We start from the raw sequence: 26,103 nt of genomic DNA, 5'->3' as shown, positions 1-26,103 counted from the left end.
TTGCACCCCCTCGCAACACAGGTCCGCTCCGACGGGGGGATGTTCTTTTTTGGAGGAGCGGCCTTGTGTCGCGAAAGGGCGCAAAGCGCCCCCGGCATTCTCAACCTTATACCCGGAACTGCCGCAACAACTGCTCCAGCTCTTCGCTCAACTGCCCCAGCGCCATCCCGGCATCGCTGGATTGGCGCGCCGCATCGGCGGTCTGCTGAGACAACCCGGCAGTATCCAGCACGTTGCGGTTGATCTCTTCTACCACGTGCGACTGCTGCAAGGTGGCGCTGGCGATGGAGGCATTCAACGCCGTGAGGTTGTTCAGTGATTGGTTGATGGCATCCAGGCTGGCACCGGCCTCGCGGGCCTGCTCGACCGTCTGGCGCGAGGCCTCGCTGCTGGTGTCGATGGCTTTGACCGCAGCGTCCGACTGGCTTTGCAGGTGCTCGATCATGGTATGGATCTCGGCCGTCGACTGCGCCGTGCGCTGGGCCAGCAGGCGCACCTCATCGGCGACCACGGCAAAGCCACGGCCCTGCTCGCCGGCCCGCGCCGCCTCGATGGCCGCATTCAGCGCCAGCAGGTTGGTCTGTTCGGCGATGGAGCGGATCACATCCAGCACACCACCGATGCGCGTGCTGTGCCCGGCCAGTTCACGGATCACCTGCACGGCCTGGTCGATGGTCAGCGACAGCCGGTCGATCTGCGCCAGGCTGCCGTGAATGGCCTCCTGGCCGTGTGCCACCTGCTGTTGCGCGGTGCGCATTTCACCGGCGGCCTGCTCGGCGGTCTTGGCCACGTCTTGCACGGCGTAAGTCACTTCGTTGACCGCGGTCGCCACCTGGTCCATCTGCAGCGATTGCTGGGCGCTGTGCTGCTGCGCGGCACCGGCGTTGTCGCCGACATGCCCGGCGGATCGGGCCAGGGCATGGGCCGCGCCTTGCAACTGGCCGACCACGCCTTGCAGCTTGCCATTGAAGCGGTTGAAGTGCTCGCCCAGGTGGGTGATTTCGTCACGGCCGTGAGTGTCCAGGCGCCGGGTCAGGTCGCTTTCGCCGCTGGCGATGTTGCCCATGGCCTGCACTGCTTCCTGCAACGGGCGGGCGATGCTGCGCGCAATCAGCATGACCACCAGCGCCATCAGCAGGGCAATGGCCACGCCCACCAGCGAGGCGTCGCGCAACTGGCGGGCGAATTCGGCCTGCACGTCGTCGACGTACACGCCTGAGCCGATGATCCAGCCCCAGGGCTTGAACAGCTGGATGTAGGACGTCTTGGCCACCGGCTCGCTGGCACCGGGCTTGGGCCAGCGGTAGTTGACCGGCCCGGCGTCCTGCTGCCGAGCCAGGGCGACCATCTCGTTGAACACGGCAAAGCCGTCGGGGTCGCGGATGGCCGACAGGTCCTGGCCGTCGAGCTTGGGGTTGGCCGGATGCATGATCATCTTCGGCCCCAGGTCGTTGATCCAGAAGTAGTCGTTCTGGTCGTAGCGCAGCGCGCGTACCACTTGCAGCGCCTGTTGCTGGGCCGCTTCACGGCTGAGTGTGCCGGCTGCCTCCAGGCCTTGGTAATAGGCCAGCACACCGGCTGCGGTCTGCACCACGTGGCGGGTTTTCTCCGCTTTGGCCTGGTACAGGTCACCGTGGATCTGGCGCAGCATCAGCAGGCCCAATACCACCAGCATTGCCACCGCCACCAAAAGGATCAGCCACAGACGGCGGCTGATAGACATCGATCTCAGGGTTTTCATACCACAGCTCCCGCATTGTTCTTTTTATTCAGGCGCATCCAAGCATGCTTTGCGCGAGGCCCCCACACGACTAATGGCTAAGTGCTATCCATTCAATAGTCTGCAGCAGTTTGTACAAGGTGATTGCGAAGGCGCTCTGCTAGGATTTCGGCCGCGCAAGATGAAACCTTTAGGCGGCGTGAACTTTTCTACTGGCATTACGCCCAACAGTCGCTGTAAAACAGCCGGGCCGCGCGCGGCAATTTCAAGCAAATCAAGAACAAGGGGCCTGCAACGAGCAGTGCTCCATCGGGGGAACGATGGATTTTTGGACTGCCTTCCAGGCAATCATCTTAGGCGTGGTCGAAGGGCTGACGGAGTTTCTGCCAATCTCCAGTACCGGTCACCAGATCATCGTCGCCGACCTGATCGGGTTTGGTGGCGAACGGGCCATGGCTTTCAACATCATCATTCAGCTGGCGGCGATCCTGGCGGTGGTGTGGGAATTCCGCGGCAAGATCTTCGACGTGGTCTTCGGCTTGACCAGCCAGCCCAAGGCGCGGCGTTTCACCGGTAACCTTTTGCTGGCGTTCCTGCCGGCAGTGGTGCTGGGCGTGCTGTTCGCCGACCTGATCCACGAATATCTGTTCAACCCGATCACCGTGGCGGCTGCGTTGGTGGTGGGCGGGGTGATCATGCTCTGGGCCGAGCGTCGCGAGCACCGTGTGGAGGTGGACCACGTGGACGACATGCGCTGGAGCCACGCGCTGAAGATCGGCTTCATCCAGTGCCTGGCGATGATCCCGGGCACTTCGCGCTCCGGTTCGACCATCATCGGTGGCCTGCTGTTCGGCCTGTCGCGCAAGGCAGCGACCGAGTTCTCGTTCTTCCTGGCGATGCCGACCATGGTCGGTGCGGCAGTGTATTCGGGCTACAAGTACCGCGACCTGTTCCAGCCTAGTGACCTGCCGGTATTTGCCATTGGCTTCGTGACTTCGTTCATCTTTGCCATGATCGCCGTGCGTGGCCTGCTCAAGTTCATTGCCAACCACAGCTACGCGGCGTTCGCCTGGTATCGCATTGCCTTTGGCCTGCTGATTCTGGCGACCTGGCAGTTCGGCTGGGTTGACTGGGCGACGGCCCATGGCTGAGGTGGCACGGGGGCAAAGGGTGGAGGGCGTACGTAATGTGCGCCTGAAGCTGCTGCTGTTGGGCCTGCTGTGCCTGCTGCCCGCCCTGGGCGCGGCGCGCATGGCCTGGGTCGACCAGGCCTGGTGGCCGCTGGCGTTGTACCCGGCAATGAGCCTGATCAGCCTGCTGCTGTATTGGCAGGACAAACAGCAGGCGCGTACCCAGGCCTGGCGTACGCCCGAGAAGGTGCTGCATGCCAGTGAGCTGCTGGGCGGCTGGCCTGGGGCACTGCTGGCGCAGCAGCTGTATCGACACAAGACCCGCAAGGTGTCGTACCAGCTGGTGTTCTGGGGGATTGTGCTGGTGCACCAGGTGTTCTGGGCGGACTGGCTGTTTCTTGGCGGGCGGTATTTGCCCTTCAGTTGATATGTGATTGTGCCGGCCTCTTCGCGGGCGTGCCCGCTCCCACAGGTATTCCACTGGTCTTGAAGGCAGTGAAAAACCTGTGGGAGCGGGCACGCCCGCGAAGAGGCCGGCACAGGCTAGCTAGATTACCAACCCCACCTGCAACCGCTTTGGCAACCGCCGCACCACCAGCTGGTGCGAGCGTTGCAACAGATCACACAGTTCATCACGCCCCAGCGGGTAGGGCGATGCCATGCTGATCCACCGCGCCCGTGCCAGATACGGCGCAGGCCGCACCCCCGGGCGGTCGCAGTAGCCAAGAAACAGTTCGTCGGCCACTTTGAACGACAACCCCGCACCCGCCAGGTCGAGCACCGCGAACATCTTGTTGCCTGCCACGGAGAACACCCGGATGCCACCCCATTTGTAGTCTTCCCGCGCACCCGGCAGGCTCAGGCAGAACGCTGCCACCTGGGCTTCGCTCATGTTTCGCTCAGACATACTTTTCTCCACAGGCCTCGAACGACGCCGCCAGGTGGTCGATCCATACCCGTACCGCCGGCAGCAAGCCGCGCCGGTGCGGGTACACCGCCTGCAGGTAGCCACCCGGCAGCGACCAGTCCGGCAGCAGGCGCACCAGTTCGCCGCGCGCCAGTTCTTCTTCACAGAACATGCTGGGCAGTGCGGTAAACCCGAGGCCTGCCCGTACAGCAGCATTACGTACTACGAAATCATCGATGGCGAGGCGCGGTTCCAGGGCGATTTCCTGCTGTTTGCCATGGGGGCCGAACAGGCGGAAGTGTACCAGCCGGTCCGCCTCGGCAGCGCCCAGCACCGGCAATGATGCCAGTTGGCCCGGTTCGCGGATGTGATCGGCGAAACCGGGCGCTGCAACCAGTTGCATCTGCGCCTGGCGCAGGCGGCGGGTGACCAGGGCCGGGTCCTCATCGCCCAGGTCGCGTACGCGCAGGGCCACGTCGATACCTTCGGAAATGAGGTCTACCCGGCGGTTGAGCAGCACCATGTCCAGTTGCACCAGCGGGTACTGCGCAAGAAAGCGGCTGATCACATCCGGCAGAAAGGCGTGGGCCAATGCCACCGGGCACGACACCCGCAAGCGCCCGCGCGGTTCGCTGCTCATGCTGGCCACGGCCTCGTCGGCGGCTTCGGCTTCCAGCAGCATGGCCTGGCAGTGGTGCAGGTAGCGCTCGCCCACCGCGGTGAGCTTCAGTTGCCGTGTAGTGCGTTGCAGCAGGCGCGTGCCCAGGCGTTCTTCAAGCTCGGCGATACGCCGCGAAAGGCGCGATTTGGGGATGCCCAGCTGGCGGCCCGCTGCGGCGAAACCGCCGGCTTCGACTACTCGGGCGAAGTAAAAAAGGTCGTTGAGGTCTTGCATGGGAATGTCTCACTGTTCCACCAGTAGGACAAACTAACGCATTTTTGCTGCCTTATCAGCCATTGTTGATGTCGGTAGGATTCTCCCCATCGTGATCGCCCAATGTCGCGGTCTTCATTCACAGGAGAATCCCATGAAACTGTTGCACATCGATTCGAGCATCCTGGGCGACAATTCCGCCTCCCGCCAACTGAGCCGTGAAGTGGTCGAAGCCTGGAAAGCCGCCGACCCGAGCGTGGAAGTGGTGTACCGCGACCTGGCCGCTGACGCCATCGCCCACTTCTCCGCGGCAACCCTGGTAGCGGCTGGCACCCCGGAAGACATGCGCGACGCAGCCCAGGCCTTCGAAGCCAAGCTGAGCGCGGAAACCCTGGAAGAGTTCCTGGCTGCCGATGCCGTGGTGATTGGTGCGCCGATGTACAACTTCACCGTGCCGACCCAGCTCAAGGCCTGGATCGACCGCGTTGCCGTCGCCGGCAAGACTTTCCGCTACACCGAAGCCGGCCCGGAAGGCCTGTGTGGCAACAAGAAGGTAGTGCTGGTGTCCACCGCCGGTGGCCTGCACGCTGGCCAGCCGACTGGCGCCGGGCATGAGGACTTCCTCAAGGTATTCCTGGGCTTCATCGGTATCACCGACCTGGAAATCGTCCGCGCCCATGGCCTGGCCTATGGCCCTGAGCACCGCAGCCAGGCGATCGATGCTGCCCAGGCGCAGATTGCCAACGAGCTGTTTGCTGCTGCCTGATCGAAGGTACGCGATCGAATGTAGGAGCGGCCTTGTGTCAGGCCACTGGAATAGCCGGGTCAGCCGCTGCCAGCGCCGCAGCACGTTCGGCCGCCGGTGGATAGATCCACACGGTATTGATCTGCGCCTTCAAAACCTTGGCTTCGGCCTTGTCCTCCGGTGGCGACACCGTGCGTTCCCACCCTTCGGTATACACCGCCCCCCAGGCCCCAAGGTCCAGGCAGGTCACGTACTTGGGCTGGCTGTAAGTCTTCGGTGCCACGCCAATCAGCTCGGCCGCCGCATTGTTGCCCGCATGACGCCCCAGCGGAATCGCATGCTGGCAGGACATCACCGCATGATTGCCAGCCTCGTCGCAGGCGGCGTAGGCCACATCACCCGCCGCGTACACGGCATCATTGCCTTTCACCTTGAGATTGCCATCGACATGCAAGCGGCCCAGGCGGTCGCGCTCGCCACTGATCTGTTCGGTGAGCGGGTTGGCCTTGAAGCCCACGGTCCAGATCACCGTGCTGGCGTCGATGCGCTGGCCGTTGTCCAGCACCACGCCGGCAGAATCGACCGAGGCTACCGTGGCGCCACAGATCCACTCCACGCCCAGGGCCTCGGAGGCCTGTTCGATGGCGGGGCGGATGCCTTCACCCAGGGCCGCGCCAATCCTCGCCCCACGGTCGACCACCACCACGCGCAACGCCGCGTCCTCGCCGAGGATTTCGCGTAGACGGGCCGGCAATTCGGTGGCGGTCTCGATGCCGGTAAAGCCACCACCGGCCACCACCACGGTATTGCGCGCCGGTGTGTCGGGCAGGTTGGCCAGTGACTTCAGGTGGGTCTCCAGGCGCGCGGCGCTGTCGAGCTTGTCGACATCGAACAGATGCTCGATGCCGACCATGTCGGGCCGGTTGAGCACGCTGCCGCAGGCCATGATCAGGCGGTCGTAGGGCAGGGTGCATTGGGTTCCGCTGCGGGTGCGATAGCCCACACGGCGGGCCGCTTCATCTATATGAAAGGCCGTGCCCTGCACGAAGCGGACGTTGGCGGCATCGAACAGCTCCTGCAACGGCGCGGCCATGGTATGTACGTCGGGTTCGTAGAAGCGCGGGCGCACATGCAGCTCGGCCTGGGGTGCAAGCAAGGTGACCTCGACATCCTTGCGGCCATGGAGGTCAAGCTGGCGGGCGGCGCTGAGCGCGCTCCACAGGCCGGCAAAGCCCGCGCCTATGATCAGGATCTGCTTCATGGTTGTGCTCCTCTAAAGTTCGGTTAACAAGGTAGACCCTGTTGCTGGATATTGGGGAGCGAGCATGCTTCAGAATGTTGGCGGCGTGATCACCCAGATCACCACGGCATCGACTTCACCGGGGTTGCCGTAGCGGTGCGGTTCCTGGCTCGAGAAGCTGAAACTGTCCCCTTCACCCAGCTGGAAATGCCGCTCGCCCACCCACAGCTCGAAGCTGCCGCTGAGGATGTAGCCGGCCTCTTCACCGTCGTGGCTGTAGCTCTGTTGGCTGTAGCTGCCCGGAGGGAAGCGCGAATGCAGGATTTCCAGCTGACGGTTGGGCTGGGGCGTGAGCAGTTGATCGACGATACCGTCTTCGTAATGCACGCTCAGGCGGCTGTTGCGTCGTACCACATAGCCTTGGTCTTCGGGCGCAGTGATGGCTTCGCTGGCGAAGAACCACTGGATGGTCACCCCCAGGCTGCGGGCGATGTTGAACAGCGCCGGAATCGATGGATAGGAGAGGTTGCGCTCCAGCTGGCTGATGTAGCCGGCGGTCAGCTCACTGTGCGCGGCCAGCTCCGCCAGGGTCATGCCACGGCGCTTGCGCAGGCCGCGAATGCGGCTGCCGAGAAACTGCGGCGCGGCGCCCCCGGCTTCGCTGGCGGGGGGCTGGGGGAGTTGGCTCATGCACGTCGGTCCATCGTAAAAGCCGCAGTATGTACAGCCTCAGAGCGCCCAGGCAACCGTCAGGCCATCGTGAATCGCTTCTTCGGCGGTACGCGGCGCCAGGCAGTCGCCAATGCGGCGCACCTCGACCAGGCCGGCCAGCTCCGTTGCCAGGCGGTCTTCCGGTTGATGGCCCTGGCACAGTACCAGGGTGTCGATGCCTTCGAAGATCATCGGTTCGCCGCTGGCGGTGTGCTGCAGGTACACCGTGTTGTCGTCGCAGCCATACAGGCGGGCATACGGTGTGATGGGAATACCCAGGCGATGCAGCTCGCCGGCCAGTTGGTCGCGCACGTACAGCGGTAGGCTTTCGCCGCAATGGGTGCCATTGACCGCCAGCCGCACCTGGTGGCCGTCGCGTACCAGGCGTTCGGCGATGCCGGGGCCGATCCAGTCGCAGCGCCAGTCGATCACCAGTACCGAGCGGCCCGGTTTTGCTTCACTGCGCAGTATTTGCCAGGCATCCACCACCTGTAGATCACCGGTGCGCTCGAAGGCCGGCCAGTAGGGGGTGGCACCGGTGGCGGCGATCACCAGGTCGGGGCGTTCCCGTTCGACCAGTGCGCGGTCGACCCGGGTGTTGCGCACCACTTCCACGCCCGCCAGGGCCATTTCCCGTTGCAAGTTGGTGCTGGCGCCACCGAACTCGCTGCGCCGTGGCAGCAACTGGGCCAGCAGCACCTGGCCACCGAGCTGCGGGCCAGCCTCGTACAGCGTGACCTGATGCCCGCGCGCAGCGGCCACGGCGGCGGCTTTCATGCCTGCGGGCCCGCCACCGGCCACGAGGATGCGCTTGGGGCGGGTGGTGGGTGGCAGTTGCTCGTACTGCAACTCGCGGCCAGTCTCTGGTCGCTGGATGCAGGAAATGGGCAGGCCGCGGTGGAAATGGCCGATGCAGGCCTGGTTGCAGGCGATACAGGCACGTACGTCCTCGACCTGGCCATGCTCGGTCTTGTTGGGCATCTGCGGGTCGCATATAAGCGCGCGGGTCATGCCGCAGACGTCGGCCTGGCCACGGGCCAGGATCAGTTCGGCTTCCTGGGGCTGGTTGATACGCCCGGTGACGAACAGCGGGATGCTCAGGTGTTGTTTGAAGGTGCCGGCCTCACGGGCCAGGTAGGCCGGTTGAATAGCCATCGGCGGCACGATATGCACGGCGCCGCCGAGGGACGCCGACGTCCCGGCAACGATGTGCAGGTAGTCGAGCTGGCCTTGCAAGGCAACCGCTGCGGCCAGCGATTCATCCTCGCTCAGCCCTTGGCTGTCGCGCTCGTCGGCACTGATGCGCAGGCCGATGATGAACTGTTCGTCGGTAGCCGCGCGTACGGCGGCCAGCACTTCGCGCAGGAACCGCAGGCGCTGCTCCAGCTCACCGTTGTAGCCATCCGAGCGCTGGTTTACCCGCGGGTTGAGGAACTGCGCAGGCAGGTAGCCATGGCTGGCCACCACTTCAACGCCATCCAGCCCGGCCTGGTGCAGGCGGCGGGCAGCGCTGGCATAGCCCTGGACGATCTCGTCGATCATCGCCTGGTCCAGTGCGCGCGGCATCACCCGGAAGCGTTCATTGGGTACCGCGGACGCCGAGTAGGCCACCGCCAGCAAACCGTCCGCCGACTCCATGATCTCCCGCCCGGGGTGGAACAGTTGTGACAGCACCACGGTGCCATGCTCATGGCAGGCCTCGGCAAGCTGGCGGTAGCCGTCGATGCAGGCATCGACGGTGGCCATCAGCACATGCGAGGTGTAGCGAGCGCTGTCATGCACCCCGGCCACCTGCAGCACGATCAGGCCCACGCCACCGGCGGCGCGGGCGCGCTGGTAGGCGATGAGCTTGTCGTTGACCAGGTTGTCGGTAGGCAGGCAGGTGTCGTGGCCGGTGGACATGATGCGGTTCTTCAAGCGTTTGCCGCGGATCTGCAAGGCTTCGAACAGGTGAGGGAAGGCGGTCTGCATACAGGCGGCTCCGGTGCGGTGTTGTTCTTGTTTTTTATGAAAGTGTAGCGCCAGTAAAAAATCAACTTGTTTTTTTACTGGTCGGCGACTAGGTTTTTCTCACCCTCGTGGCGAGGGCGTGACCTCACAACAACAAGAAAACGGGCCCCTCGGGCACCGGCAGGAGGCAACTACGATGCAGGTATTCCCACGTGTAAGCAGCTTTTGCGCAGCGTTGCTGGCCATGGGCCTGGGCAGTGCGCAAGCGGCACCGCAGATGGTCGTGGTCGGCTATGGTGGTGCCGGCCAGAAAGCTCAGGACGAGGCGATCTTCAAACCGTTCAGTGCCCAGGATGGCAGCAAGCTGATCCAGAGCGAGTACAACGGCGAGATGGCACGGATCCAGGTAATGGCCGACACCGGCAATGTCGACTGGGATGTGGTGCAGATCGAAGGGCCTGACCTGATGCGTGGCTGCGACGAGGGCATCTACGAGCAGCTGGATTGGCAGCGCATGGGCCATGCGGGTGAACTGATTGCCGACGCGGCACAAGCCTGTGGCTCGGCCGCGCTGGTATGGAGCGTGGCCATTGCCTATGACCGCAGCAAGCTGGCCCAGGCGCCTGCGTCGTGGGCCGACTTCTGGGACGTGAACAAGTACCCTGGCAAGCGCGGCCTGCGCAAGCGTGCGGTGTACAACCTGGAGTTCGCCCTGATGGCAGATGGGGTGAAGGTCGAGGATGTGTACCAGGTACTGGCCACCCCGGCAGGGGTCGAGCGTGCCTTTGCCAAACTCAGCGAGCTCAAGCCGTATATCCAGTGGTGGGACGCCGGCGCCCAACCTGCCCAGTGGTTGGCGGCGGGAGATGTGGTGATGACCTCGACCTATAGCGGGCGCATCGCCGTGGCGGCCCAGCAGGGCAGCCCGCTGGCGGTGGTCTGGCCTGGCAGCCTGTATGGCATGGATTACTGGGCGATCATCAAAGGCTCGCGGCATGTCGACCAGGCCAAGCGGCTGATTGCCTACGCCAACCAGCCGGACACCCAGGTGCGTTATGTGCAGCAGATTCCCTATGGGCCGACCAACACCCAGGCGGCGGCGAAGCTAGACCCGTCCCTGGCCAGCTGGGTGCCTACTTCGCCGCAGAACCTGCAGGGGGCGTTGGCGATGAATGTGGAATTCTGGGTCGACCATGGCGAAGAGCTGGAACAGCGCTTCAATGCGTGGGCCAGCAAATAGCGTACTGCAAAGGTATAACGATGATGACCACAACGGAACAAAGCCTGCGCCAGGAGCTGGCCGCCTGCTATCGGCTGATCGCCCACTTCCGCATGAGCGACCTGATCTTCACCCATATTTCCCTGCGCCTGCCGGGGCCGGAGCACCACTTCCTGATCAATCCGTACGGCTCGCTGTTCGATGAGATCACGGCCTCCAGCCTGGTGAAGATCGACCTGCAGGGCCGGCCGGTTGAAGCGACGCCGCACCCGGTCAATCCGGCCGGTTTCGTCATCCACAGCGCCATCCATGCTGCCCGCGAGGATGCCCGTTGTGTGTTGCACACCCACACCCGGGCAGGTTGTGCGGTCGCGGCGCTGGAATGTGGGCTGCTACCGCTCAACCAGATGTCCATGGAGTTTTATGGCAAGGTGGCATACCACGCCTATGAAGGGATTGCGCTGGACATGGATGAGCAGCGAAGGCTGGTAGCCGACTTGGGCGACAAGCCGGTGATGATCCTGCGCAACCATGGCCTGCTGACCACCGGGCGCAGCGTGGCCGAAGCATTCCTGCGCATGTACTACCTGGAAAAGGCCTGCGAGATCCAGTTGGCGGCGCAGAGTGCGGGGCAGGTGATTTTGCCGCCGGCCGAAGTGTGCGCGCATACCGAGCGGCAGTTCAATGAGCCTGGACGAGGGTTGAAACAGGGCGAACTGGCGGATCCGGATGCGTTGCAGCTGGCATGGGCGGCATTGTTGCGGATGCTGGAAAAGGTTGCACCTGGATACCGGAGCTGACGCGCTCCACCAATCACCTCGGCAACCCTTGCACGATAACAGTCACTGTTGCGCACCTCTGGGCCGCAACTGTGCTGGTCCCTGTCAAAGGAATAGCCTTATGCTGTAACGAAATATGTCTAGAAAGCTTGAAGAAGGATGTCGCAATGCCACTCAAGGATCTGCTCATCGCCCTGGTGGTGATTGTCGCCTGGGGAGTCAACTTCGTGGTCATCAAGGTTGGCCTCGATGGCTTGCCGCCGATGTTGCTGGGGGCATTGCGTTTCTTGCTGGTGGCATTCCCGGCGATCTTGCTGGTCAAGCGGCCGAAGTTGCCCTGGCGCTGGCTGATCGCCTACGGCGCGACCATTTCGTTGGGCCAGTTCGCTTTCCTGTTCCAGGCCATGTACAGCGGCATGCCGCCAGGGCTGGCCTCGCTGATCCTGCAATCGCAGGCGTTCTTCACCCTCGGCTTCGCCGCGTTGTTCCTCGGCGAGCGGCTGCGCCTGGCCAGCGTACTGGGGCTGCTGGTGGCCGCCAGCGGCCTGGCGCTTATCGGCAGCGAAGACGGCGGCCATGTACCGATGTTGGCGCTGGTACTGACCCTGTGTGCCGGCGCCATGTGGGGCATGGGCAACATCATCACCCGGCGCTTTGGCTCGGTTGACCTGGTGGCGCTGGTTATCTGGGGCGGGCTGATCCCGCCACTGCCGTTCCTTGCGTTGTCCTGGTGGCTGGAGGGGCCGGAGCGCATCGGCCACGCCATTGCCAATATCAGCTGGAGTTCGGTATTGGCCCTGGCTTACCTGGCGTTTGTCGCCACCATGCTCGGCTACAGCCTGTGGAGCAAGTTGCTGTCGCGCCACCCGGCCGGCAAGGTGGCGCCGTTCTCGCTGCTGGTGCCTGTGATTGGCCTGAGTTCGTCGGCGTTGTTGCTGGGCGAGCGTCTGACCACGACCCAGGGCTGGGGCGCATTGCTGGTGATGGCCGGGTTGCTGGTGAACGTGTTTGGCGCCCGCATTGGCCAACGGCTGCGCGCGGTCAGCGCGTAGTTGATCCTTCAACCACTGCCCGACTGAAAATCGCAAGCCAGCGCAATCCCTGCGGGAGCGGGCCTGCCCGCGAACACGGGCGAAGCCCGTGCCAACCACCGCGGTGCCTGCTTCGCGGGCACGCCCGCTCCCACAATGACGGCATATCTGCGAGTGGATTTGCGCTCTGTTAGAATCGGTCTCTTTTGCCGGCCAATGGAGCACACCCATGATCATTTCCACCACCAGCCAGCTCGAAGGCCGCCCGATTGCCGAATACCTGGGTGTGGTCAGCTCCGAATCGGTGCAGGGCATCAATTTCGTGCGCGATTTCTTTGCACGTTTTCGCGACTTCTTCGGCGGGCGTTCGCAAACCCTGGAAAGCGCGCTGCGCCAAGCCCGGGAGCAGGCCACCGAAGAACTGAAGGCGCGGGCACGCCAGTTGCAAGCCGATGCGGTAGTGGGTGTGGATTTCGAGATCAGCATGCCGTCGGTACAGGGCGGCATGGTCGTGGTATTTGCTACCGGTACAGCGGTGCGCCTGAAGTAGAGCGTCTGCCGCTGGTCGGGTCCAGGGCTTAGGTCCGGGCGGTCCGCAAATGACCAGCTAGTCTCACCTTCACAGGTCGCGTTTGGTGGAGCAACTGTTCTGGTTGCCGGCGCGTCCGCCACTGGAGGGAGACAGGGCATGAGCGAATCCTTTTTCGAAGACCTGAACGACGCGTTCCCCATCAACAGCCAGGTGCGTTGCGGCCAGGCGGCATTTCGCCTGGGCTTCGCCCACATGACGCTGGATGATTCCGAACAGCTCCAGCCTGCACACCTGCAGCGCAGCAAAAAAGGCCGCTTCATGCCGCGGGTTCCGCTGAAGAAGTGATCCCGCTCCAGCACAACCCCGCCGAATGGCGGGGTTTTTATTGCCATTTCTTGATCCGTCTCATGGCATTGCCGGGTAGCGCTCGCAGGATGGCCAAGGCTGTGGTTTTCTTGCGCGGCATTCCAGCAACGGAGGATTGAATGCTCATGCGAGTCAGGGAAGAGACCTATTGGCAATGGGCCGACGCACAGCTGCACAGCCGCTGCCACGACGAAGCACTCAGTGACGGCACCACGCTGGACGTGCAGGTGCGCCTGTCGCGCCTGGGGGCGACCCAGCTGTTCCTGGGGCTGTATGCCGGGGATGGGCGAGCATTGCTGGAGGAGTATTACCCCGCACGGCCAGGCGAGACCATGACCCGCGCCCTGGTGTGGGGTGTCGACCGTGCCCGGGCGATGGCAACCGGCGCCTTGCCGCTGCCAGAGCACCGCAGCCAGCGACGCCAGGCATGAAAAAGCCCGGCCTATGCGGGCCGGGCTCAGGTAAGGGTGGGAACCCTCAGTTGAGCGGTTCGATCACCTTGACTGCCTGCTGCTCACGGGCAGCGGGCCATTCTTGTTGCAGGGTCTGCAGGACGCGGCCAACGAACTCGGTGTCGGCGGCGGCCTTCTTGCCGACGTAGCCTTGGCCACGGCGGTAGACCTTGAAGCGGGCACGCATGCTGGGCAGGTGCTCTTCGAATTCATCTTCGACGGTGTTCGGTGGCAGGCGGTCGAGGCGCACTTCACCGGTCTGGCTTACCCACAGCAGATGGTCGTCAAGGCTGTCCTTGCGTACGGCGAACAGCTGGGCCAATTGGTCGATAGTCGGATTGTTGTTCAAGTTCATCATAAAGCCCCCATTACCCATTCGTAGGTGATTTTTCGCAGTTGGCGCTACCACGGTGTAGCGCACTACCAAGGCTGCTACAGCAGCATCGCAACAGGGGCTTTCTCACGCTGCCTTTTGGACAGTTTCCCTCTCCACGGACGGCCTGCGTTACCGCGCAGGCCGTCTGGAACACCCTTGCCACCGCTCCCGATCAGGGAGACGGCTTCATCATGCCCAAGGGCGATGAACGGCGTCAACCATTTTGTAGTGAATATTTTTGCTCACTACATTGTGTCGTTTTGTTCGACAATCGCTGCCCGCACTACAGCCCGGAGAGAATGTCGAAGGCTGCGCGCACCCGGGCTTCGTTCGGGTAGTTTCGGTTGGCCAGCAACACCACGGCCAGTTGTTCGGCGGGCACGAACGCGGCGTAGGCGCCGAAGCCATTGGTCGAGCCGGTCTTGTTGTACCAGGCTGCCGGCAGCGGCGGCAGGGCTGGTTGCAAGCTTGTGGTTGCCTGCGGTTCACGGATTAGCTGCGGGCCGTTGCCATCGATCAGTGTGGCCAGCGTGACCGGGTAGGGGTAACGCTCCCAGCCCAGGCCCTGGGTCATGGCGCCGACCTGGAAGTAGCCCCGCTGGGTGATGGCCGTGGCTTGTGCCAGCGCCGGTGGCAGCCCCTCCGGCTGCATGTGCAGGCGTACATAGCGCAGCAGGTCGCTGGCGCTGGTCTTGATGCCGTAGGCTTCGTCGGCGTAAGGGCCGGGGCCGACACGCACCGGCTTGTCGGCACTGTCGTAGCCCTGGGCATACAACCCCTGGGCGCTGGCCGGGACCTGCAGATAGGTGTTTTCCAGGCCCATCTGTTTCAGCAGGCCCTCGCTCATCAGCGTGGAAAACGGCTGATGCTGCGCGCGGGCGGCCAGGTCACCGAACAAGCCCAGGCTGGGGTTCGAGTAGCAGCGCTGGGTGCCGGGTTTGGCGCGGGGTTGCCAGTGACGGAAGAAATCGACCACCTGCTGCGGCGTCTGCACCGCATCCGGGAACTGCAACGGCAGGCAGTCGGCACTATAGGCGCCCAGCTCCAGCACGCTTGCGTCGCCGATGGGGGCGCCGGCGAGGGCAGGGTGATAGCGCTTGGCCGGGGCATCGAGGTCCAGTTTGCCTTCGGCACTGGCCAGTGCGGCCAAAGTGGCGGTGTAGGTCTTGCTCAGCGAGCCGATCTCGAACAGCGTGTCGCGGCTGACCGGCACATTGTCTGCCTTGCTGGCCACGCCATAGCTGAAGTAGTGCGCGTGGTTGCGAGCATAGATGGCCACGGCCATGCCTGTGATGCCTTGCTCCTGCATCAGCGGGCGGATGATCTGGTCGACCTTGGCCTGCAACTGGTCGTCGGCCTGGGCGGCACTGTGGCCCAGGGTGAGAGTGATGGCGGCTGCAAGTGCAGCCAGGCGGGAGAGGGGCATGAGCGGGTCCTGTGCTGGAGCGTGTCCGTTGAGCGACACCGGTGGGGGTTCCGGCGTTAGCGGCGAAAAACCGAAGACCTTATCGTCTGCCCTTGCACAATGACAAGACGGAAACTGTGATGAAGTATTTGCGCATGTTATTCGACAATTTCACCCTGGCCTTGCTCGGGGTGGTACTGATTGCCACCGTGCTGCCTTGCTCGGGCGACGGCGCAGTGTATTTTGGTTGGCTGACCAACCTGGCCATCGGCCTGCTGTTCTTCCTGCACGGCGCCAAGCTGTCGCGCGAGGCGATCATTGCCGGAGCGGGGCACTGGCGCCTGCACTTGCTGGTGTTCTCCTGCACCTTCGTGCTGTTCCCGCTGCTGGGTCTGGCGTTCAAGCCACTGTTCGTGCCGCTGGTGGGCAACGAACTTTACCTGGGCGTGCTCTACCTGTGTGCCTTGCCGGCTACCGTGCAGTCGGCCATCGCCTTCACTTCGCTGGCGCGTGGTAACGTTCCGGCGGCCATTTGCAGTGCGGCGGCATCCAGCCTGCTGGGTATCTTCCTCACGCCGTTGCTGGTAATGATGTTGCTGGGGGCCAGCGGTGATACTGGTTCTGGTCTGGATGCGGTGCTGAAGATCACCCTGCAGCTGCTGGTGCCGTTCGTGGCCGGGCAGGTCGCCCGGCGCTGGATCGGTGCCTGGGTCAAGCGCAATGCGCGCTGGCTCAAGGTGGTGGACCAGGGTTCGATCCTGCTGGTGGTCTACACCGCGTTCAGCGAGGCGGTGGTCACCGGGCTGTGGCACACGGTATCGCCGCAGCACCTGGCCGGGTTGTTTGCCGTGTGCGGGTTTTTGCTGGCAGTGGTGCTGTACGGTACACGGCTGCTCGGCAAGTTGCTGGGCTTTGACCTGGAGGACCGCATTACCATCCTGTTCGCCGGTTCGAAGAAGAGCCTGGCTACCGGGGTGCCGATGGCGCAGGTGCTGTTCGTCGGCAGTGGCATTGGCGCGATGATCCTGCCGCTGATGCTGTTCCACCAGATTCAGCTGATGGTCTGTGCAGTGCTGGCGCAACGTTATGCCAGCCGTGAGCAGGTGGCTGAAGAAGCTTCGGCGGCGTCCTGACACCTGGTTTGGCCACTGATGCGGTCGCCATGTAGGAGCGGCCTTGTGTCGCGAAAGGGCCGCAAAGCGGCCCCGGCAATATTTGCTCCAAGCTGAAATCGAGGGGCTGCTGCGCAGCCCTTTCGCGACACAAGGCCGCTCCTACACGGCGACCGCGCAATGACCAGGAATTATCTGGCCTGCCCTGAACCACGCTCGCGCAGCGCCTTGCCTACCTCGGCCTCGATCTTGTAGGCCGGCGCTTCCAGGTCGTCGTAGTTGCGCGTGTAGCGCCGGGCGAACTCTTCTACACCCAGCTGCTGATACTGCTGCACATGCTTGAGCTCATGTGCCCACAACGCCACGTTGTCCTCGGCGTCGGCGGGGCGGCGGAAGATGATCGTGTCGATCAGCGTCACGGCGTTCACATCGGGGTTCTGCAGCAGCGCATTGGCCGCGCTCATCTGCTGTTCGTCACCCACCCGGAAGCGCGCCGCGTCGAGCACGGCAAAGTCGTACCAAGGTTCGAGTTGCGCACGGATATGCAACGGGATCGGCTCGACGCCGCTGGCGGTGGCTTCGTCGCGGGCCTGCTGCAAGGCGAAGGTCAGGCTGGACGAAGCCAGTACTTCCACGTCCTTGAAAATCTGCCCGGCCTGGCCGGGGTCGATGGGCGCACAGAAACATCCCATCAGGCACACCTGGTATTGCCCTGGCGGGCAGGCCTGTTCGGCGAGTGCAGGCAAGCTCATCAGTAGCCCCAGCAGTAGACTAATCCGCTTCATGCAGGGCCTTCTCGACAAAGTGGCGGCTGGCCTCCAGTACCTGCGACTGCACGCTTTCCGTGGCCAGCATGCGCCCGACCAGCAAGGCACCGACGCACTGGCTGATCAGCACCCAGGCCAATTCGCTGTCTTCCAGGGTCGCGCTCCAGGCCTGGTGCAGCTCCACCAGCCAATGCTCGGCCACGGCGCGCACGGGTGCTTCGGCCCGGGCAATCTCCACCCCCAATGGCGGCAGCGGGCAGCCACCTTCGGCATTGTGCAGGTGGGCCAGGCTCAGGTACTGCTGCAGGCAACGGCCCAGGCGTTCGCGACTGGCGCCCTGGTTTGCCAGGCGCGCCAGCGGGCTGTTGCACAATTCCTGCCGCACTACCTCGGTGAACAGGTCGTCCTTGGACGGGAAGTGGTTGTAGAAGGCTCCGCCGGTCAGGCCGATCGCCTTCATCAGCCCGGCTACGCCGGTGCTGGAAAAACCCCCGCGTTTGGCCAGCGCGCCGCTGCTGGCCAGCAGCCGCTCGCGGGTTTGCTGCTTGTGTTCGTTGGTGTAGCGCATTCAGTTGCCTCTGCAGGCGGGCTTGACGGTGGCGGCGATCATAACATAGCGTTCGTTTACTAAACGATCATTCACCAATGGAGACAGGCATGACAGAACAACAAAAAGTGGTGCTCGTGATTGGCGCGGGGGATGCTACCGGCGGCGAGATCGCCAAGCGCTTTGCCCGCGAGGGCTACATTGCCTGTGTTACCCGGCGCCAGGCTGACAAGTTGCAGCCGCTGCTGGACGAAATCCGTGCTGCCGGCGGCCAGGCCCACGGGTTTGGCTCCGATGCGCGCAAGGAGGAGGAGGTGGCGGCGCTGGTCGAAACCATCGAGCGTGATATCGGCCCGATCGAAGCGTTTGTGTTCAATATCGGTGCCAATGTGCCCTGTAGCATTCTTGAGGAAACCCCACGCAAATACTTCAAGATCTGGGAGATGGCCTGTTTTGCCGGTTTCCTCACCGCCCAGGCGGTGGCCCGGCGCATGGTCCAGCGCGAGCGTGGCACCATACTGTTCACCGGCGCCACCGCTGGCACTCGTGGCGCGGCGGGCTTTGCGGCATTCGCCGGGGCCAAGCATGCCTTGCGCGCCCTGGCCCAGAGCATGGCGCGCGAGCTGGGGCCGCGGAACATCCATGTCGCCCACGTGGTGGTTGACGGGGCCATCGACACCGCCTTCATCCGTGAGACATTCCCCGAGCGCTACGCCCTCAAGGGCCAGGATGGCATCCTAGATCCGGCCCACATCGCCGACAGCTACTGGTTCCTGCATGCCCAGCCCCGCGACGCCTGGACCTTCGAGCTGGACCTGCGCCCCTGGATGGAACGTTGGTAAGCCCCTTTCACCGAGCAAGGACCGTAACCATGCACAAGACTGTCGACTTCTTTTTCGATCTGGGCAGCCCGGCCAGCTATCTGGCCTGGACTCAACTGCCTGGGCTGTGTGCCCGCCAGGGTGCCACGCTACGTTACCGGCCGATGCTGCTGGGTGGGGTTTTCCAGGCTACCGGTAATGCTTCGCCGGTGATGATCCCGGCCAAGGGTCGTTACATGTTCACCGACCTGGCGCGCTTCGCCGAGCGCTACGGGGTACCGTTCGGGTTGCCGCCGGGGTTCCCGGTCAATACCTTGACCCTGATGCGCGGGGCAATGGGCACCCAGCTGCGTTCGCCGGAGCGGTTCGATGCGTTGCTGGCGGTGCTGTTCAATGGTCTGTTTGCGCAGCGCCGCAACCTGGGCGACAACGCCGTCCTCGACGACACGCTGAGCCAGGGCGGCTTCGACCCGCAGGCATTTCGCGCGCTGGTGGGTGATGACGAGGTGAAGGCCGCGCTCAGGCACGCGACCGAAGCTGCAGTGGAGCGCGGGGTGTTCGGCGCGCCGACCTGTTTTGTCGGTGACGAGATGTTCTTCGGGCAGGACCGCCTGGACTTTGTCGAAGAGGCCCTGCGTCAGGGTGTCGACAGCCTTACCTGAAGGCGCCTCTCCCACAGGGTTGGCGCGTTTCCTGTGGGAGCGGCTTCAGCTGCGAACACCGGCAAAGCCGGTGCCATCTCCATGCATAAAGCAGTCAGAAGTTCGCCGGGGTGTTGGCGCTGATGATTTCGGCCTCGTCCGGGCCGATGTTCTTGAAACTGTGCGGCAGGGTAGTGGGGATGTAGTAACCGTCGCCCGAGTTGAGCACGCTTACCTGGCCATCGACCCACAACTCGACGGTGCCGCGTGTGACCAGGCCACACTCCTCACCCTCGGCATGCACGATCGGCTCGCCCGAATCGGCACCCGGTGCATACAGTTCACGCAGCATGCGCATCTGCCGGCCTTCGACACTGGCGCCAACCAGCAGCATGCGCAGGCCGTTGCGGCCCAGATCTGGCTGCTCGCCGCCACGGAACACGTAGCGCTCTTCGCGCACCGGCTCGTCGAAACTGAAGAACTCCGCCAGGCTCATCGGAATGCCTTCGAGCAGTTTTTTCAGGGAGCTGACCGAAGGGCTGACGCGATTCTGCTCGATCTGCGAGATCGTCGAATTGGTCAGCCCGCTGCGGCGGGCCAGTTCCCGTTGGGAGAGGTTGTTGCGTTCACGCACCAGTTTGAGTCGCGTCCCCGTGTCCATAGCCGCCTTGTAATCAGAGGTGTCAATAATAATGAGCGATGCGCATTAAAACACACTCTGCGCGCTTGCGCGCTGTGCTTCTCAGGCCCGCTGATCGCGGGGCATCGGCCATGACCCCACCAGCAGCAACAGCGCCGCCACCGCCAGGAATGGCAAGCGTGGATCGACGGCATAAACCAAGGTGCCGGCCAGCGGCCCGATCACTGCGCCCATGCCCTGGGCAGCACCGATGGACCCGGCCGTGGCGCCTTGCTCGGAGGCGTGCATGGCATTGGCCGCCAGCGCCGAAAACGCCGGGAAGACAAAGCCCATGCCCGCCGCCGCGACAAAGTAGCAAGCCCAAAGCCATGGCGCCGTGGTGGCCAGCGAGCCGCAGGCAAAGCCCAGGGCCGAAACCGTGGCGCCGACCCGGATCATCTTCAACGGCGGCCATTCCAGCTGGCGCAGCAGCATCTGCGCCAGGATCAGTGCAACGCCTACCGTGGTCAGGGCGATGCCGGCAGCCTGGGCAGCCTCGGCAGGGCCCAAATGCAGGCGGTCGAGGGCAAAGAAACCGACGATGATCTGCGATACCGTGACGCTGAGCATGGCGCTGAACGCCACCAGCAAAGGCCGGCGCAGGCGTGGGTCGTTCAGGCGCACCGGGCTGGGAGCATGGCTGTGCGGAAGCGCCTGCGGCTTCAGGGTGAACAGCAGGACCAGAAAGGCACTGGCCGGCAGCAGCGACATGATATGGAACGGCAGGCTCAGGCTATGCCGCGCCAGCAGCGCTGCCAGCGCCGGCCCCACCACCAGGCCGACGGCGTTGGCCGCCCCCAGCGAGGCCATGGCCCGGGCCCGGCGTTGCGGTTCGACATGGTCGGCGATCAGCGCATTGCAGCCCACCGGGATGGCAGCATAGAAGGCGCCGATACAGCCGCGCGCGACCATCAGGCCGATGAAGGCCAGGGTCGCCCCCGGTAGCCAGCGCAGCGCACCTTCTACGAACAGGCACAGCAGCCAGTAGGCCAGGGTGAAGCCGGCGCTGCCCAGCAGCAGGATGCGCCGACGGCCCAGACGGTCTGCGGCGCGCCCCCAAGGCCGGGCCAGCAGCACCCAGACCACGCCCGCCACGGTCACGGCGGCACCGGCTTGCCAGGTGGCCATGCCGAGCTGGCGGGCGATCGGGCCGATCAGGGCGACGAAGGCCATCATCGACATGGTGCAGGCCATGTTGGCCAGCAGCAGGGGGCGCAAGTCCAGGGTACTGGCGGGTGCGAGTGTGGCAGGATCCTTTGCGACATTCATAGGGCAGTCCAGGGCGGTACGGCAAATAGAAAGCCGATCTTGTTGGGAATCGTTATCGGTGTCGAGCCCCCGGGCTGCCGAGCGTCATTGGCTGCGGCGCAGCGGGCCAGGCCACATGCTACGCAACACGCCATCGCGGCGCACCCACGCGTGCATCAAGGCCGCACCCACATGCACCAGCACCGTGGCGAACAGCAAGTAGCCAGCCCAGCCATGGGCCTGGCGCAGCACTGCATACAGTTGCAGGTCATGGGGGGCAATGGCCGGCAAGCCCAGCGGGCGGGGGTAGCCACCGGCCGAAAGCATGGCCCAGCCCAGCAGCGGCATGGCAAGCATCAGTCCGTAGAGCACCAGGTGCGAAGCCCCGGCGGCCCAGCGTTGCAGTGCAGGCAGGTCGCGCGGCAGGGCTGGGTGGGGCAGGGCCAGGCGAACGGCGATGCGCAGCAGCACCAGCACCAGCAGGGCCAGGCCGGTTGCCTTGTGCAACCCGATCAGCACGGGGTGGCGCGGCGACAGGTCGGCGACCATGCTCACACCGATGAACAACATGGCCAGGATCAGCACGGCCATCAGCCAGTGCAACAGGCGGGCGAGGGGGTGGAAGGCGTCGGTTTTCATGGGTGGGCTCCGGTGTCGAGCGATTCGCGGCTGCGGCGGTTGAAGGATTCCGAGTAGGCGGCTGAACGGGCGGCGAGAATCGGGTCGGCAGAGGCCTGGATGCCCCGGGGTAGAATCAGCGGGTCGAAGTTGATGTCGCGGCAGGCCCCTTGCTCGGGGCCGTCGACCTGTTCCAGTACCAGCGTGCCGGCGTCCACGCTGCGCCGGTCGGCAGGCCACGGGCTGGCAGGGTCGTCCACTGCATCGCCGGGTTCCGCCAGTACCAGGCGCAGCGTCCAGCGCAGCGGGCCCTGGGCCAGCCGTTGCTGCAGGTCGTGCTGCAGGAACTGTTTGTCATCGACTTGGGCAGGCAGGGCGGCAAACGCTGTCTGCGGCTCCAGTTGCCAACGCACGGGGTGGGACGCGCCGCTTGCGTCGATCAGGCGGAAGGCGTTGATGCTGTGGTACTGCGTGCTGGCGAAGCTGTTGCTGGGCTTGTACCCCGCCGCCCATTGGCGAAACGCCGCGCTTTCCGGGTGGGCGGCGAAAAACGCCTGCAGTTTGCCCGGGTCCGGTTTGCCGGTGGCCGGGTCGGGTGCCCCCGCCAGTACCTGTTCATAGAAGGCTTGTGGCGTGCTTACCGCCAGCACCGACGGGTTGTTCATGCCGGTACGCCAGACTTGCCCGTCGTCGGTGCTCAACTCGATGGCCAGGCTGCGCACCGGTATGCCGGTATCCGGCGCGAACGGGTTGGCGCCGCCGATGGCGAAGCGGCCGATCACTGGCACCCGCGGCTGGCTGAACGCCCGCGCCGTGGACAGGCTGACGGCCTGCCCGCTGGGCTGGAAGTAGCCGCTGACGCACAGGCCCTTGGCGTGGTTCTTACGGTAACCCGGGTAATGCCCGGCCTGGGCTTCGAAGGTGTCGATGATGCGTTGTGGGGTCAGGCGGGTATCGCCAACCCAGCCGGCGGCATAGGCAAAGGCGGCGCCCGCGCCCAGCATCACGACGCCGATGGCGGCCAGGCGCAGGGCCTTGGCCGGGCCGTGCAGGGGTGAGTTCATGGTCATTGTCCGGTTCAGTGAAGGTGCCGGTACGACGGCGCAGGGAAAAACTTATTCCCTTGCCGGGAATAGATTTTCCTCGCAGGCGTCTGCCTCTTACACTGACAACCCCAGAGGCCGGGACCTTGCCATGCATGATCTGGACGACCACCAGTGGCGCGAGCTGCTGGCCCGCCTGCGCCGCTTTGCCGTGTGGCTGACCCGCGAGCCGGGCAGCGCCGACGACCTGGTACAGGCCACGGTCGAGCGGGCCTTGAGCCGGCGCGACCAGCAACGTGATGCCGATGCCCTGCGGGCCTGGCTGTTCACCATCCTTTATCGGCTGTTCCTCGATGGAAAGCGCCGCGAGCGCCTGCACGCGCGATGGCTGTCCTGGTTCGGCCGCGGCGAGCGCGATGACGAGCCGGTTGGTGGCAACCTCGAGGCCATTGTCCTGGCCCAGGCCGACCTGCAGGCTTTCGCCCGGCTCACGGCAGAACAGCGTGCGTTGTTGCTGCTGGTCAGCATTGAAGGTTTGAGCTACAAGGAGGCCGCCCAGGCCCTGGGCATCCCTATCGGCACTGTGATGTCGCGCCTGTCGCGCGCCCGCAATGCCTTGCGCGAACTGACCGAGGGCAGCCCCCAGCCCCCGGCCTTGCGGAGACTGAAATGACGCGCCTGATCCCCAGCGAAGACGAACTGCACGCTTATGTCGACGAGCGCCTGGAGCCTGCGCGCCGGGCCGAGGTTCAAGCCTGGCTGGCGGCCAACCCGCAGGCTGCGGCCAAGGTCGAGGGTTGGCGTGCCGACGCCCGCCGCCTGCGTACGGCGCTGGCCGGGTTTGGCGAAGTGCCGGCGCAGCTGGACCTGGGGCAGTTGCGCAGGCAAGTGCGCCAACGCCGCCAGCGCCGCTGGGCTACGGCGGCGGTGCTGCTGCTGGCGTTTGGCATAGGTGGCCTGGGAGGTTGGCAGGTGCGCGATGCGACCTTGGCGCGTGCCGAGCTGCCGATGGCCGATGCCGTCCAGGCGCACCGCTTGTTTGCCGGTAGCCAGGCGTTGGATATCCAGGCCAGCGACCCAGGCCAGTTGCGCGACTGGCTGGGGCGCCACTTCAGCCGCGTTGGCCACTTGCCGGACCTGGCGGGCTACGGCTTCAAACCGGTGGGCGCGCGCCTGCTAAGCAACGAGCAGGGGCCGGCGGCATTGCTGGTGTTCGAGGATGGCAAGGGCCAGCGCATCAGCCTGTTCCTGCGCTCACCAGGTGATCATTATCGGCGCATGCCGGACGGGCAGCGCGTGGACGGGCAGCTGGAGGCGCGGTACTGGTCGCATGGGGCCTACAACTTTGCTCTGGTCAGCGCGGTGGACGATTTGCGTGGGGCGGGGGTGGGGGAGGCGTTGCGCTTGGGTTTGTGAGCCCGCTCTCGCCGGGATCGCGCGTGGATGCTGTGGTGATCCTGTGGGAGCGGGCGCGCCCGCGAAGAGGCCTCGCCAGGCCACACATTCCTGCCATTTTCCCCTGCTCACTCGCCCAACCGCTGCTCACGCGACGGCGGGTAGCCAAAGTAAGCCGCATAGCATTTGCTGAAGTGCGACACCGAAACAAACCCGCAGGCCACTGCCACTTCCATCACCGACAGGTCGGAATACTGCAGTAGGCGGCGGCTTTTGGTGACGCGCAACTCCATGTAGTAACGCCGCGGCGAAGTGCCCAACTGGGCCTGGAACAGGCGGTCGATCTGTCGGCGCGAGCGCCCGCTGTAGGCGGCCAACTGGTCGAGGCTGAGGGTTTCCTCGAGGTTGTTCTCCATCAGCTCGACGATGGTGCGCAGGTGCAAACTCATGGATTTCTTCGCGCCAGGGCCGACCTGGCGATAGCGGGCACCGGAGAACGACAGGATCTCCTCGACGCCTTCGGCCAAGCCGTCGCCATACAGCCGGCGCACCAGGCCGAGCATCAGCTCCATGGCACCATTGGGGCTGGCAGCGCTGAGGCGGTCGCGGTCGAGAGTGAAGCTGGCCGGGGTGATCCGCGTCTGCGGGCTGCGCTCGGACAGGCTGGCGCGCTGCTCAGGGTGGATACTGCAGCCATAGTCGTCCAGCACCCCGGCGCGGCCGAGGAACCACGCGCCGTTCCACAACCCGCCCAAGGCCATGCCGTGGGCCGCACAATCGCCCAGCAGGCGGTCAAGCTCGGGGTACTTCAATGGCGTGCGCAGGCCGCCACAGATCACCAGCAGGTCCAACTCCTTCAGGGCCTCGGCGGATAACTCGGTAGCCACCAACTCCAACCCCAGGTCGCTGAGCACGCGGTCGCCTGCAAGCGACAGCGGGGTGAATCGAAAGCTGTCGGCGCGCAGCAGGTTGGCCGTGACCAGCACGTCCATGGCCACGGTGAAGCTGGCCATGGAGAAGTGTTCGAGCAATACGAAATCGACCCGATAGGGGGCTTGGGCATTGGCGCTGGTGGACTTCAGCCGCAGCATGTTGCTGGTACTGGTCTTCTTGCTGAACTGGCGTGGCGTGGGCACTCTGGACTCCGCTTCCTGGCTGGCCTTGAGAGTGTGGCGGGTGGCCGGGGGAAAGACAATCTCCCGGGTGGCCGTGTCGTATTCCAGGTCGTGTTCAGGCAACCTGTCTGGCTTGGCCCGTTGCCGCTATGCTGATGCTCCTGTCACTGAGGATACCTTGATGAAGTACGCCGCTGCCCTGTTGCTTTGCCTGATGCCATTGCTGGCCAATGCCCTGGAGCAGGGCGACAAGCTCGCCCCGTGGACGCTGCTCGACCAGTACGACCAGGCCTATAGCCTCGCCGCCGGCACGCACATCCTGCTGGTGGCACGCGACATGGACGGTGCCAAGCTGGTGAAGGCGGCGCTGGCCGAACAGCCCAAGGGTTACCTGGAGGCGCGCGATGCGGTGTTCGTTGCCGACATCCAGCGCATGCCGGCGCTGATCAGCAAGCTGTTCGCCATCCCCGCCATGCGCGATTACAACTACCGCGTGCTGCTCGACCGCGACGGGCGCGTGGCCAGCCGTTATCCAGGGCAGGATGGCCAGGTGCAGTGGTTGCAACTGGAACAGGGCAAGCTGGTGAGCCAGCGGGCATTTGCCGATGCGCCGGCGTTGAAGGCGGCGTTGGAGACTGCACCACGGCATTGAGAGCTGTCACTGCTCCCTGTAGGAGCGG

The 26,103-nt window shown here is 64.5% G+C and carries 30 protein-coding genes and 1 pseudogene; 15 read left to right on the top strand and 16 right to left on the bottom strand.

What is annotated here, in order from left to right; genetic code table 11:
* Positions 1–106 precede the first annotated feature (106 nt).
* Both ACLCGK_RS21285 and mcpP read right to left on the bottom strand, forming a co-directional pair.
* The gene (locus tag ACLCGK_RS21285; protein WP_404940922.1) at positions 107–841 is read right to left on the bottom strand and encodes a methyl-accepting chemotaxis protein; all 735 of its coding nucleotides are present in this window, start codon (positions 839–841) and stop codon (positions 107–109) included.
* Positions 842–979: 138 nt separating this feature from the next.
* Positions 980–1,651 (bottom strand): annotated as a pseudogene (gene mcpP / locus ACLCGK_RS21280) (methyl-accepting chemotaxis protein McpP); the annotation flags it as partial.
* Between the two features lie 389 nt (positions 1,652–2,040).
* Here mcpP and ACLCGK_RS21275 point away from each other — a divergent pair.
* On the top strand, positions 2,041–2,871 hold the full coding sequence (locus tag ACLCGK_RS21275) for an undecaprenyl-diphosphate phosphatase (RefSeq protein ID WP_410952842.1): 831 nt from the start codon (positions 2,041–2,043) through the stop codon (positions 2,869–2,871).
* Complete coding sequence (locus ACLCGK_RS21270) at positions 2,864–3,277, top strand: DUF1294 domain-containing protein (protein ID WP_023660800.1); 414 nt, start codon at positions 2,864–2,866, stop codon at positions 3,275–3,277. Before ACLCGK_RS21275 ends, ACLCGK_RS21270 begins: the two co-directional genes overlap by 8 nt.
* A gap of 120 nt (positions 3,278–3,397) precedes the next feature.
* Here ACLCGK_RS21270 and ACLCGK_RS21265 read toward each other — a convergent pair whose 3' ends face one another.
* Positions 3,398–3,757 carry an MmcQ/YjbR family DNA-binding protein gene (locus tag ACLCGK_RS21265; RefSeq protein ID WP_410952841.1) on the bottom strand — a complete coding sequence of 120 codons (360 nt, stop codon included), beginning with the start codon at positions 3,755–3,757 and terminating at the stop codon, positions 3,398–3,400.
* Positions 3,750–4,652 (bottom strand): LysR substrate-binding domain-containing protein, encoded by a 903-nt coding sequence (locus tag ACLCGK_RS21260; RefSeq protein WP_013972466.1) that lies wholly within the window; start codon positions 4,650–4,652, stop codon positions 3,750–3,752. The genes ACLCGK_RS21265 and ACLCGK_RS21260 overlap by 8 nt, the downstream gene beginning before the upstream one ends.
* A 133-nt stretch (positions 4,653–4,785) precedes the next feature.
* On the opposite strand from ACLCGK_RS21260, the gene ACLCGK_RS21255 reads away from it, so the two are divergent.
* Positions 4,786–5,397, top strand: coding sequence for an FMN-dependent NADH-azoreductase (locus ACLCGK_RS21255; RefSeq protein ID WP_003258995.1), 612 nt, complete (start codon positions 4,786–4,788; stop codon positions 5,395–5,397).
* Positions 5,398–5,434: 37 nt separating this feature from the next.
* Here ACLCGK_RS21255 and ACLCGK_RS21250 read toward each other — a convergent pair whose 3' ends face one another.
* The 3 genes from ACLCGK_RS21250 to ACLCGK_RS21240 all read right to left on the bottom strand — a co-directional run bounded on the left by ACLCGK_RS21250 (position 5,435) and on the right by ACLCGK_RS21240 (position 9,298).
* The gene (locus ACLCGK_RS21250; RefSeq protein ID WP_410952840.1) at positions 5,435–6,637 is read right to left on the bottom strand and encodes an NAD(P)/FAD-dependent oxidoreductase; all 1,203 of its coding nucleotides are present in this window, start codon (positions 6,635–6,637) and stop codon (positions 5,435–5,437) included.
* A 69-nt stretch (positions 6,638–6,706) separates the two neighbouring features.
* Positions 6,707–7,306: a helix-turn-helix domain-containing protein gene (locus tag ACLCGK_RS21245; RefSeq protein WP_015270174.1), complete on the bottom strand. Its 600-nt coding sequence runs from the start codon at positions 7,304–7,306 to the stop codon at positions 6,707–6,709.
* 39 nt (positions 7,307–7,345) lie between these two features.
* Positions 7,346–9,298, bottom strand: coding sequence for an FAD-dependent oxidoreductase (locus ACLCGK_RS21240; protein ID WP_410952839.1), 1,953 nt, complete (start codon positions 9,296–9,298; stop codon positions 7,346–7,348).
* Positions 9,299–9,473: 175 nt separating this feature from the next.
* On the opposite strand from ACLCGK_RS21240, the gene ACLCGK_RS21235 reads away from it, so the two are divergent.
* The 6 genes from ACLCGK_RS21235 (at position 9,474) to ACLCGK_RS21210 (ending at position 13,635) form a co-directional block, all read left to right on the top strand.
* Positions 9,474–10,517, top strand: coding sequence for an ABC transporter substrate-binding protein (locus ACLCGK_RS21235; protein ID WP_410952838.1), 1,044 nt, complete (start codon positions 9,474–9,476; stop codon positions 10,515–10,517).
* 23 nt (positions 10,518–10,540) lie between these two features.
* Entirely contained in the window at positions 10,541–11,296 is a 756-nt protein-coding gene (locus ACLCGK_RS21230; protein ID WP_410952843.1) for a class II aldolase/adducin family protein, read from the top strand.
* 146 nt (positions 11,297–11,442) lie between these two features.
* Positions 11,443–12,327: an EamA family transporter gene (locus ACLCGK_RS21225; protein ID WP_410952837.1), complete on the top strand. Its 885-nt coding sequence runs from the start codon at positions 11,443–11,445 to the stop codon at positions 12,325–12,327.
* A 208-nt stretch (positions 12,328–12,535) separates the two neighbouring features.
* Positions 12,536–12,856: a YbjQ family protein gene (locus ACLCGK_RS21220; RefSeq protein WP_015270179.1), complete on the top strand. Its 321-nt coding sequence runs from the start codon at positions 12,536–12,538 to the stop codon at positions 12,854–12,856.
* Between the two features lie 138 nt (positions 12,857–12,994).
* Positions 12,995–13,183, top strand: a complete 189-nt coding sequence (locus ACLCGK_RS21215) for a hypothetical protein (protein WP_003253897.1) — start codon at positions 12,995–12,997, stop codon at positions 13,181–13,183.
* Between the two features lie 140 nt (positions 13,184–13,323).
* Positions 13,324–13,635 (top strand): hypothetical protein, encoded by a 312-nt coding sequence (locus ACLCGK_RS21210; RefSeq protein ID WP_085704872.1) that lies wholly within the window; start codon positions 13,324–13,326, stop codon positions 13,633–13,635.
* 46 nt (positions 13,636–13,681) lie between these two features.
* On the opposite strand, the gene ACLCGK_RS21205 is transcribed toward ACLCGK_RS21210, so the two are convergent.
* Positions 13,682–14,014 (bottom strand): hypothetical protein, encoded by a 333-nt coding sequence (locus ACLCGK_RS21205; RefSeq protein WP_003253895.1) that lies wholly within the window; start codon positions 14,012–14,014, stop codon positions 13,682–13,684.
* A 301-nt stretch (positions 14,015–14,315) separates the two neighbouring features.
* Positions 14,316–15,458 carry a class C beta-lactamase gene (gene ampC, locus ACLCGK_RS21200; protein ID WP_410952836.1) on the bottom strand — a complete coding sequence of 381 codons (1,143 nt, stop codon included), beginning with the start codon at positions 15,456–15,458 and terminating at the stop codon, positions 14,316–14,318.
* Positions 15,459–15,577: 119 nt separating this feature from the next.
* On the opposite strand from ampC, the gene ACLCGK_RS21195 reads away from it, so the two are divergent.
* Positions 15,578–16,570, top strand: a complete 993-nt coding sequence (locus tag ACLCGK_RS21195; protein WP_182328813.1) for a bile acid:sodium symporter family protein — start codon at positions 15,578–15,580, stop codon at positions 16,568–16,570.
* 170 nt (positions 16,571–16,740) lie between these two features.
* On the opposite strand, the gene ACLCGK_RS21190 is transcribed toward ACLCGK_RS21195, so the two are convergent.
* Positions 16,741–17,334 carry a DUF4157 domain-containing protein gene (locus ACLCGK_RS21190; RefSeq protein ID WP_410952835.1) on the bottom strand — a complete coding sequence of 198 codons (594 nt, stop codon included), beginning with the start codon at positions 17,332–17,334 and terminating at the stop codon, positions 16,741–16,743.
* Complete coding sequence (locus ACLCGK_RS21185; RefSeq protein WP_410952834.1) at positions 17,321–17,884, bottom strand: TetR/AcrR family transcriptional regulator; 564 nt, start codon at positions 17,882–17,884, stop codon at positions 17,321–17,323. Before ACLCGK_RS21185 ends, ACLCGK_RS21190 begins: the two co-directional genes overlap by 14 nt.
* An 89-nt stretch (positions 17,885–17,973) precedes the next feature.
* On the opposite strand from ACLCGK_RS21185, the gene ACLCGK_RS21180 reads away from it, so the two are divergent.
* Both ACLCGK_RS21180 and ACLCGK_RS21175 read left to right on the top strand, forming a co-directional pair.
* Positions 17,974–18,705 carry an SDR family oxidoreductase gene (locus ACLCGK_RS21180; RefSeq protein ID WP_410952833.1) on the top strand — a complete coding sequence of 244 codons (732 nt, stop codon included), beginning with the start codon at positions 17,974–17,976 and terminating at the stop codon, positions 18,703–18,705.
* A 29-nt stretch (positions 18,706–18,734) separates the two neighbouring features.
* Entirely contained in the window at positions 18,735–19,346 is a 612-nt protein-coding gene (locus tag ACLCGK_RS21175) for a 2-hydroxychromene-2-carboxylate isomerase (RefSeq protein ID WP_410952832.1), read from the top strand.
* 94 nt (positions 19,347–19,440) lie between these two features.
* Here ACLCGK_RS21175 and ACLCGK_RS21170 read toward each other — a convergent pair whose 3' ends face one another.
* From ACLCGK_RS21170 to ACLCGK_RS21155, 4 genes are all read right to left on the bottom strand, one after another.
* The gene (locus ACLCGK_RS21170; RefSeq protein WP_003248033.1) at positions 19,441–19,986 is read right to left on the bottom strand and encodes a cupin domain-containing protein; all 546 of its coding nucleotides are present in this window, start codon (positions 19,984–19,986) and stop codon (positions 19,441–19,443) included.
* Between the two features lie 81 nt (positions 19,987–20,067).
* Entirely contained in the window at positions 20,068–21,273 is a 1,206-nt protein-coding gene (locus ACLCGK_RS21165) for an MFS transporter (protein ID WP_041506054.1), read from the bottom strand.
* A gap of 84 nt (positions 21,274–21,357) precedes the next feature.
* Positions 21,358–21,891, bottom strand: a complete 534-nt coding sequence (locus ACLCGK_RS21160) for a cytochrome b (protein WP_015270187.1) — start codon at positions 21,889–21,891, stop codon at positions 21,358–21,360.
* Positions 21,888–22,940: a catalase family peroxidase gene (locus ACLCGK_RS21155; RefSeq protein ID WP_410952831.1), complete on the bottom strand. Its 1,053-nt coding sequence runs from the start codon at positions 22,938–22,940 to the stop codon at positions 21,888–21,890. The genes ACLCGK_RS21160 and ACLCGK_RS21155 overlap by 4 nt, the downstream gene beginning before the upstream one ends.
* A 124-nt stretch (positions 22,941–23,064) precedes the next feature.
* On the opposite strand from ACLCGK_RS21155, the gene ACLCGK_RS21150 reads away from it, so the two are divergent.
* Together ACLCGK_RS21150 and ACLCGK_RS21145 are read left to right on the top strand one after the other, a co-directional pair.
* Positions 23,065–23,586: a sigma-70 family RNA polymerase sigma factor gene (locus ACLCGK_RS21150; protein ID WP_013972484.1), complete on the top strand. Its 522-nt coding sequence runs from the start codon at positions 23,065–23,067 to the stop codon at positions 23,584–23,586.
* Positions 23,583–24,329, top strand: coding sequence for an anti-sigma factor family protein (locus tag ACLCGK_RS21145; protein WP_247847651.1), 747 nt, complete (start codon positions 23,583–23,585; stop codon positions 24,327–24,329). Before ACLCGK_RS21150 ends, ACLCGK_RS21145 begins: the two co-directional genes overlap by 4 nt.
* Positions 24,330–24,436: 107 nt before the next feature.
* Here ACLCGK_RS21145 and ACLCGK_RS21140 read toward each other — a convergent pair whose 3' ends face one another.
* Positions 24,437–25,444 carry a GlxA family transcriptional regulator gene (locus tag ACLCGK_RS21140; RefSeq protein ID WP_013972486.1) on the bottom strand — a complete coding sequence of 336 codons (1,008 nt, stop codon included), beginning with the start codon at positions 25,442–25,444 and terminating at the stop codon, positions 24,437–24,439.
* A gap of 160 nt (positions 25,445–25,604) precedes the next feature.
* Here ACLCGK_RS21140 and ACLCGK_RS21135 point away from each other — a divergent pair, with 160 nt between their 5' ends.
* A complete protein-coding gene (locus tag ACLCGK_RS21135; protein ID WP_054573118.1) occupies positions 25,605–26,075 on the top strand; it encodes a hypothetical protein in 471 nt (156 codons plus the stop codon).
* Positions 26,076–26,103: the final 28 nt, after the last annotated feature.

The sequence above is a fragment of the Pseudomonas sp. S1(2024) genome (genome assembly GCF_046557535.1).
This window is presented reverse-complemented; position numbering and strand designations above follow the sequence as displayed.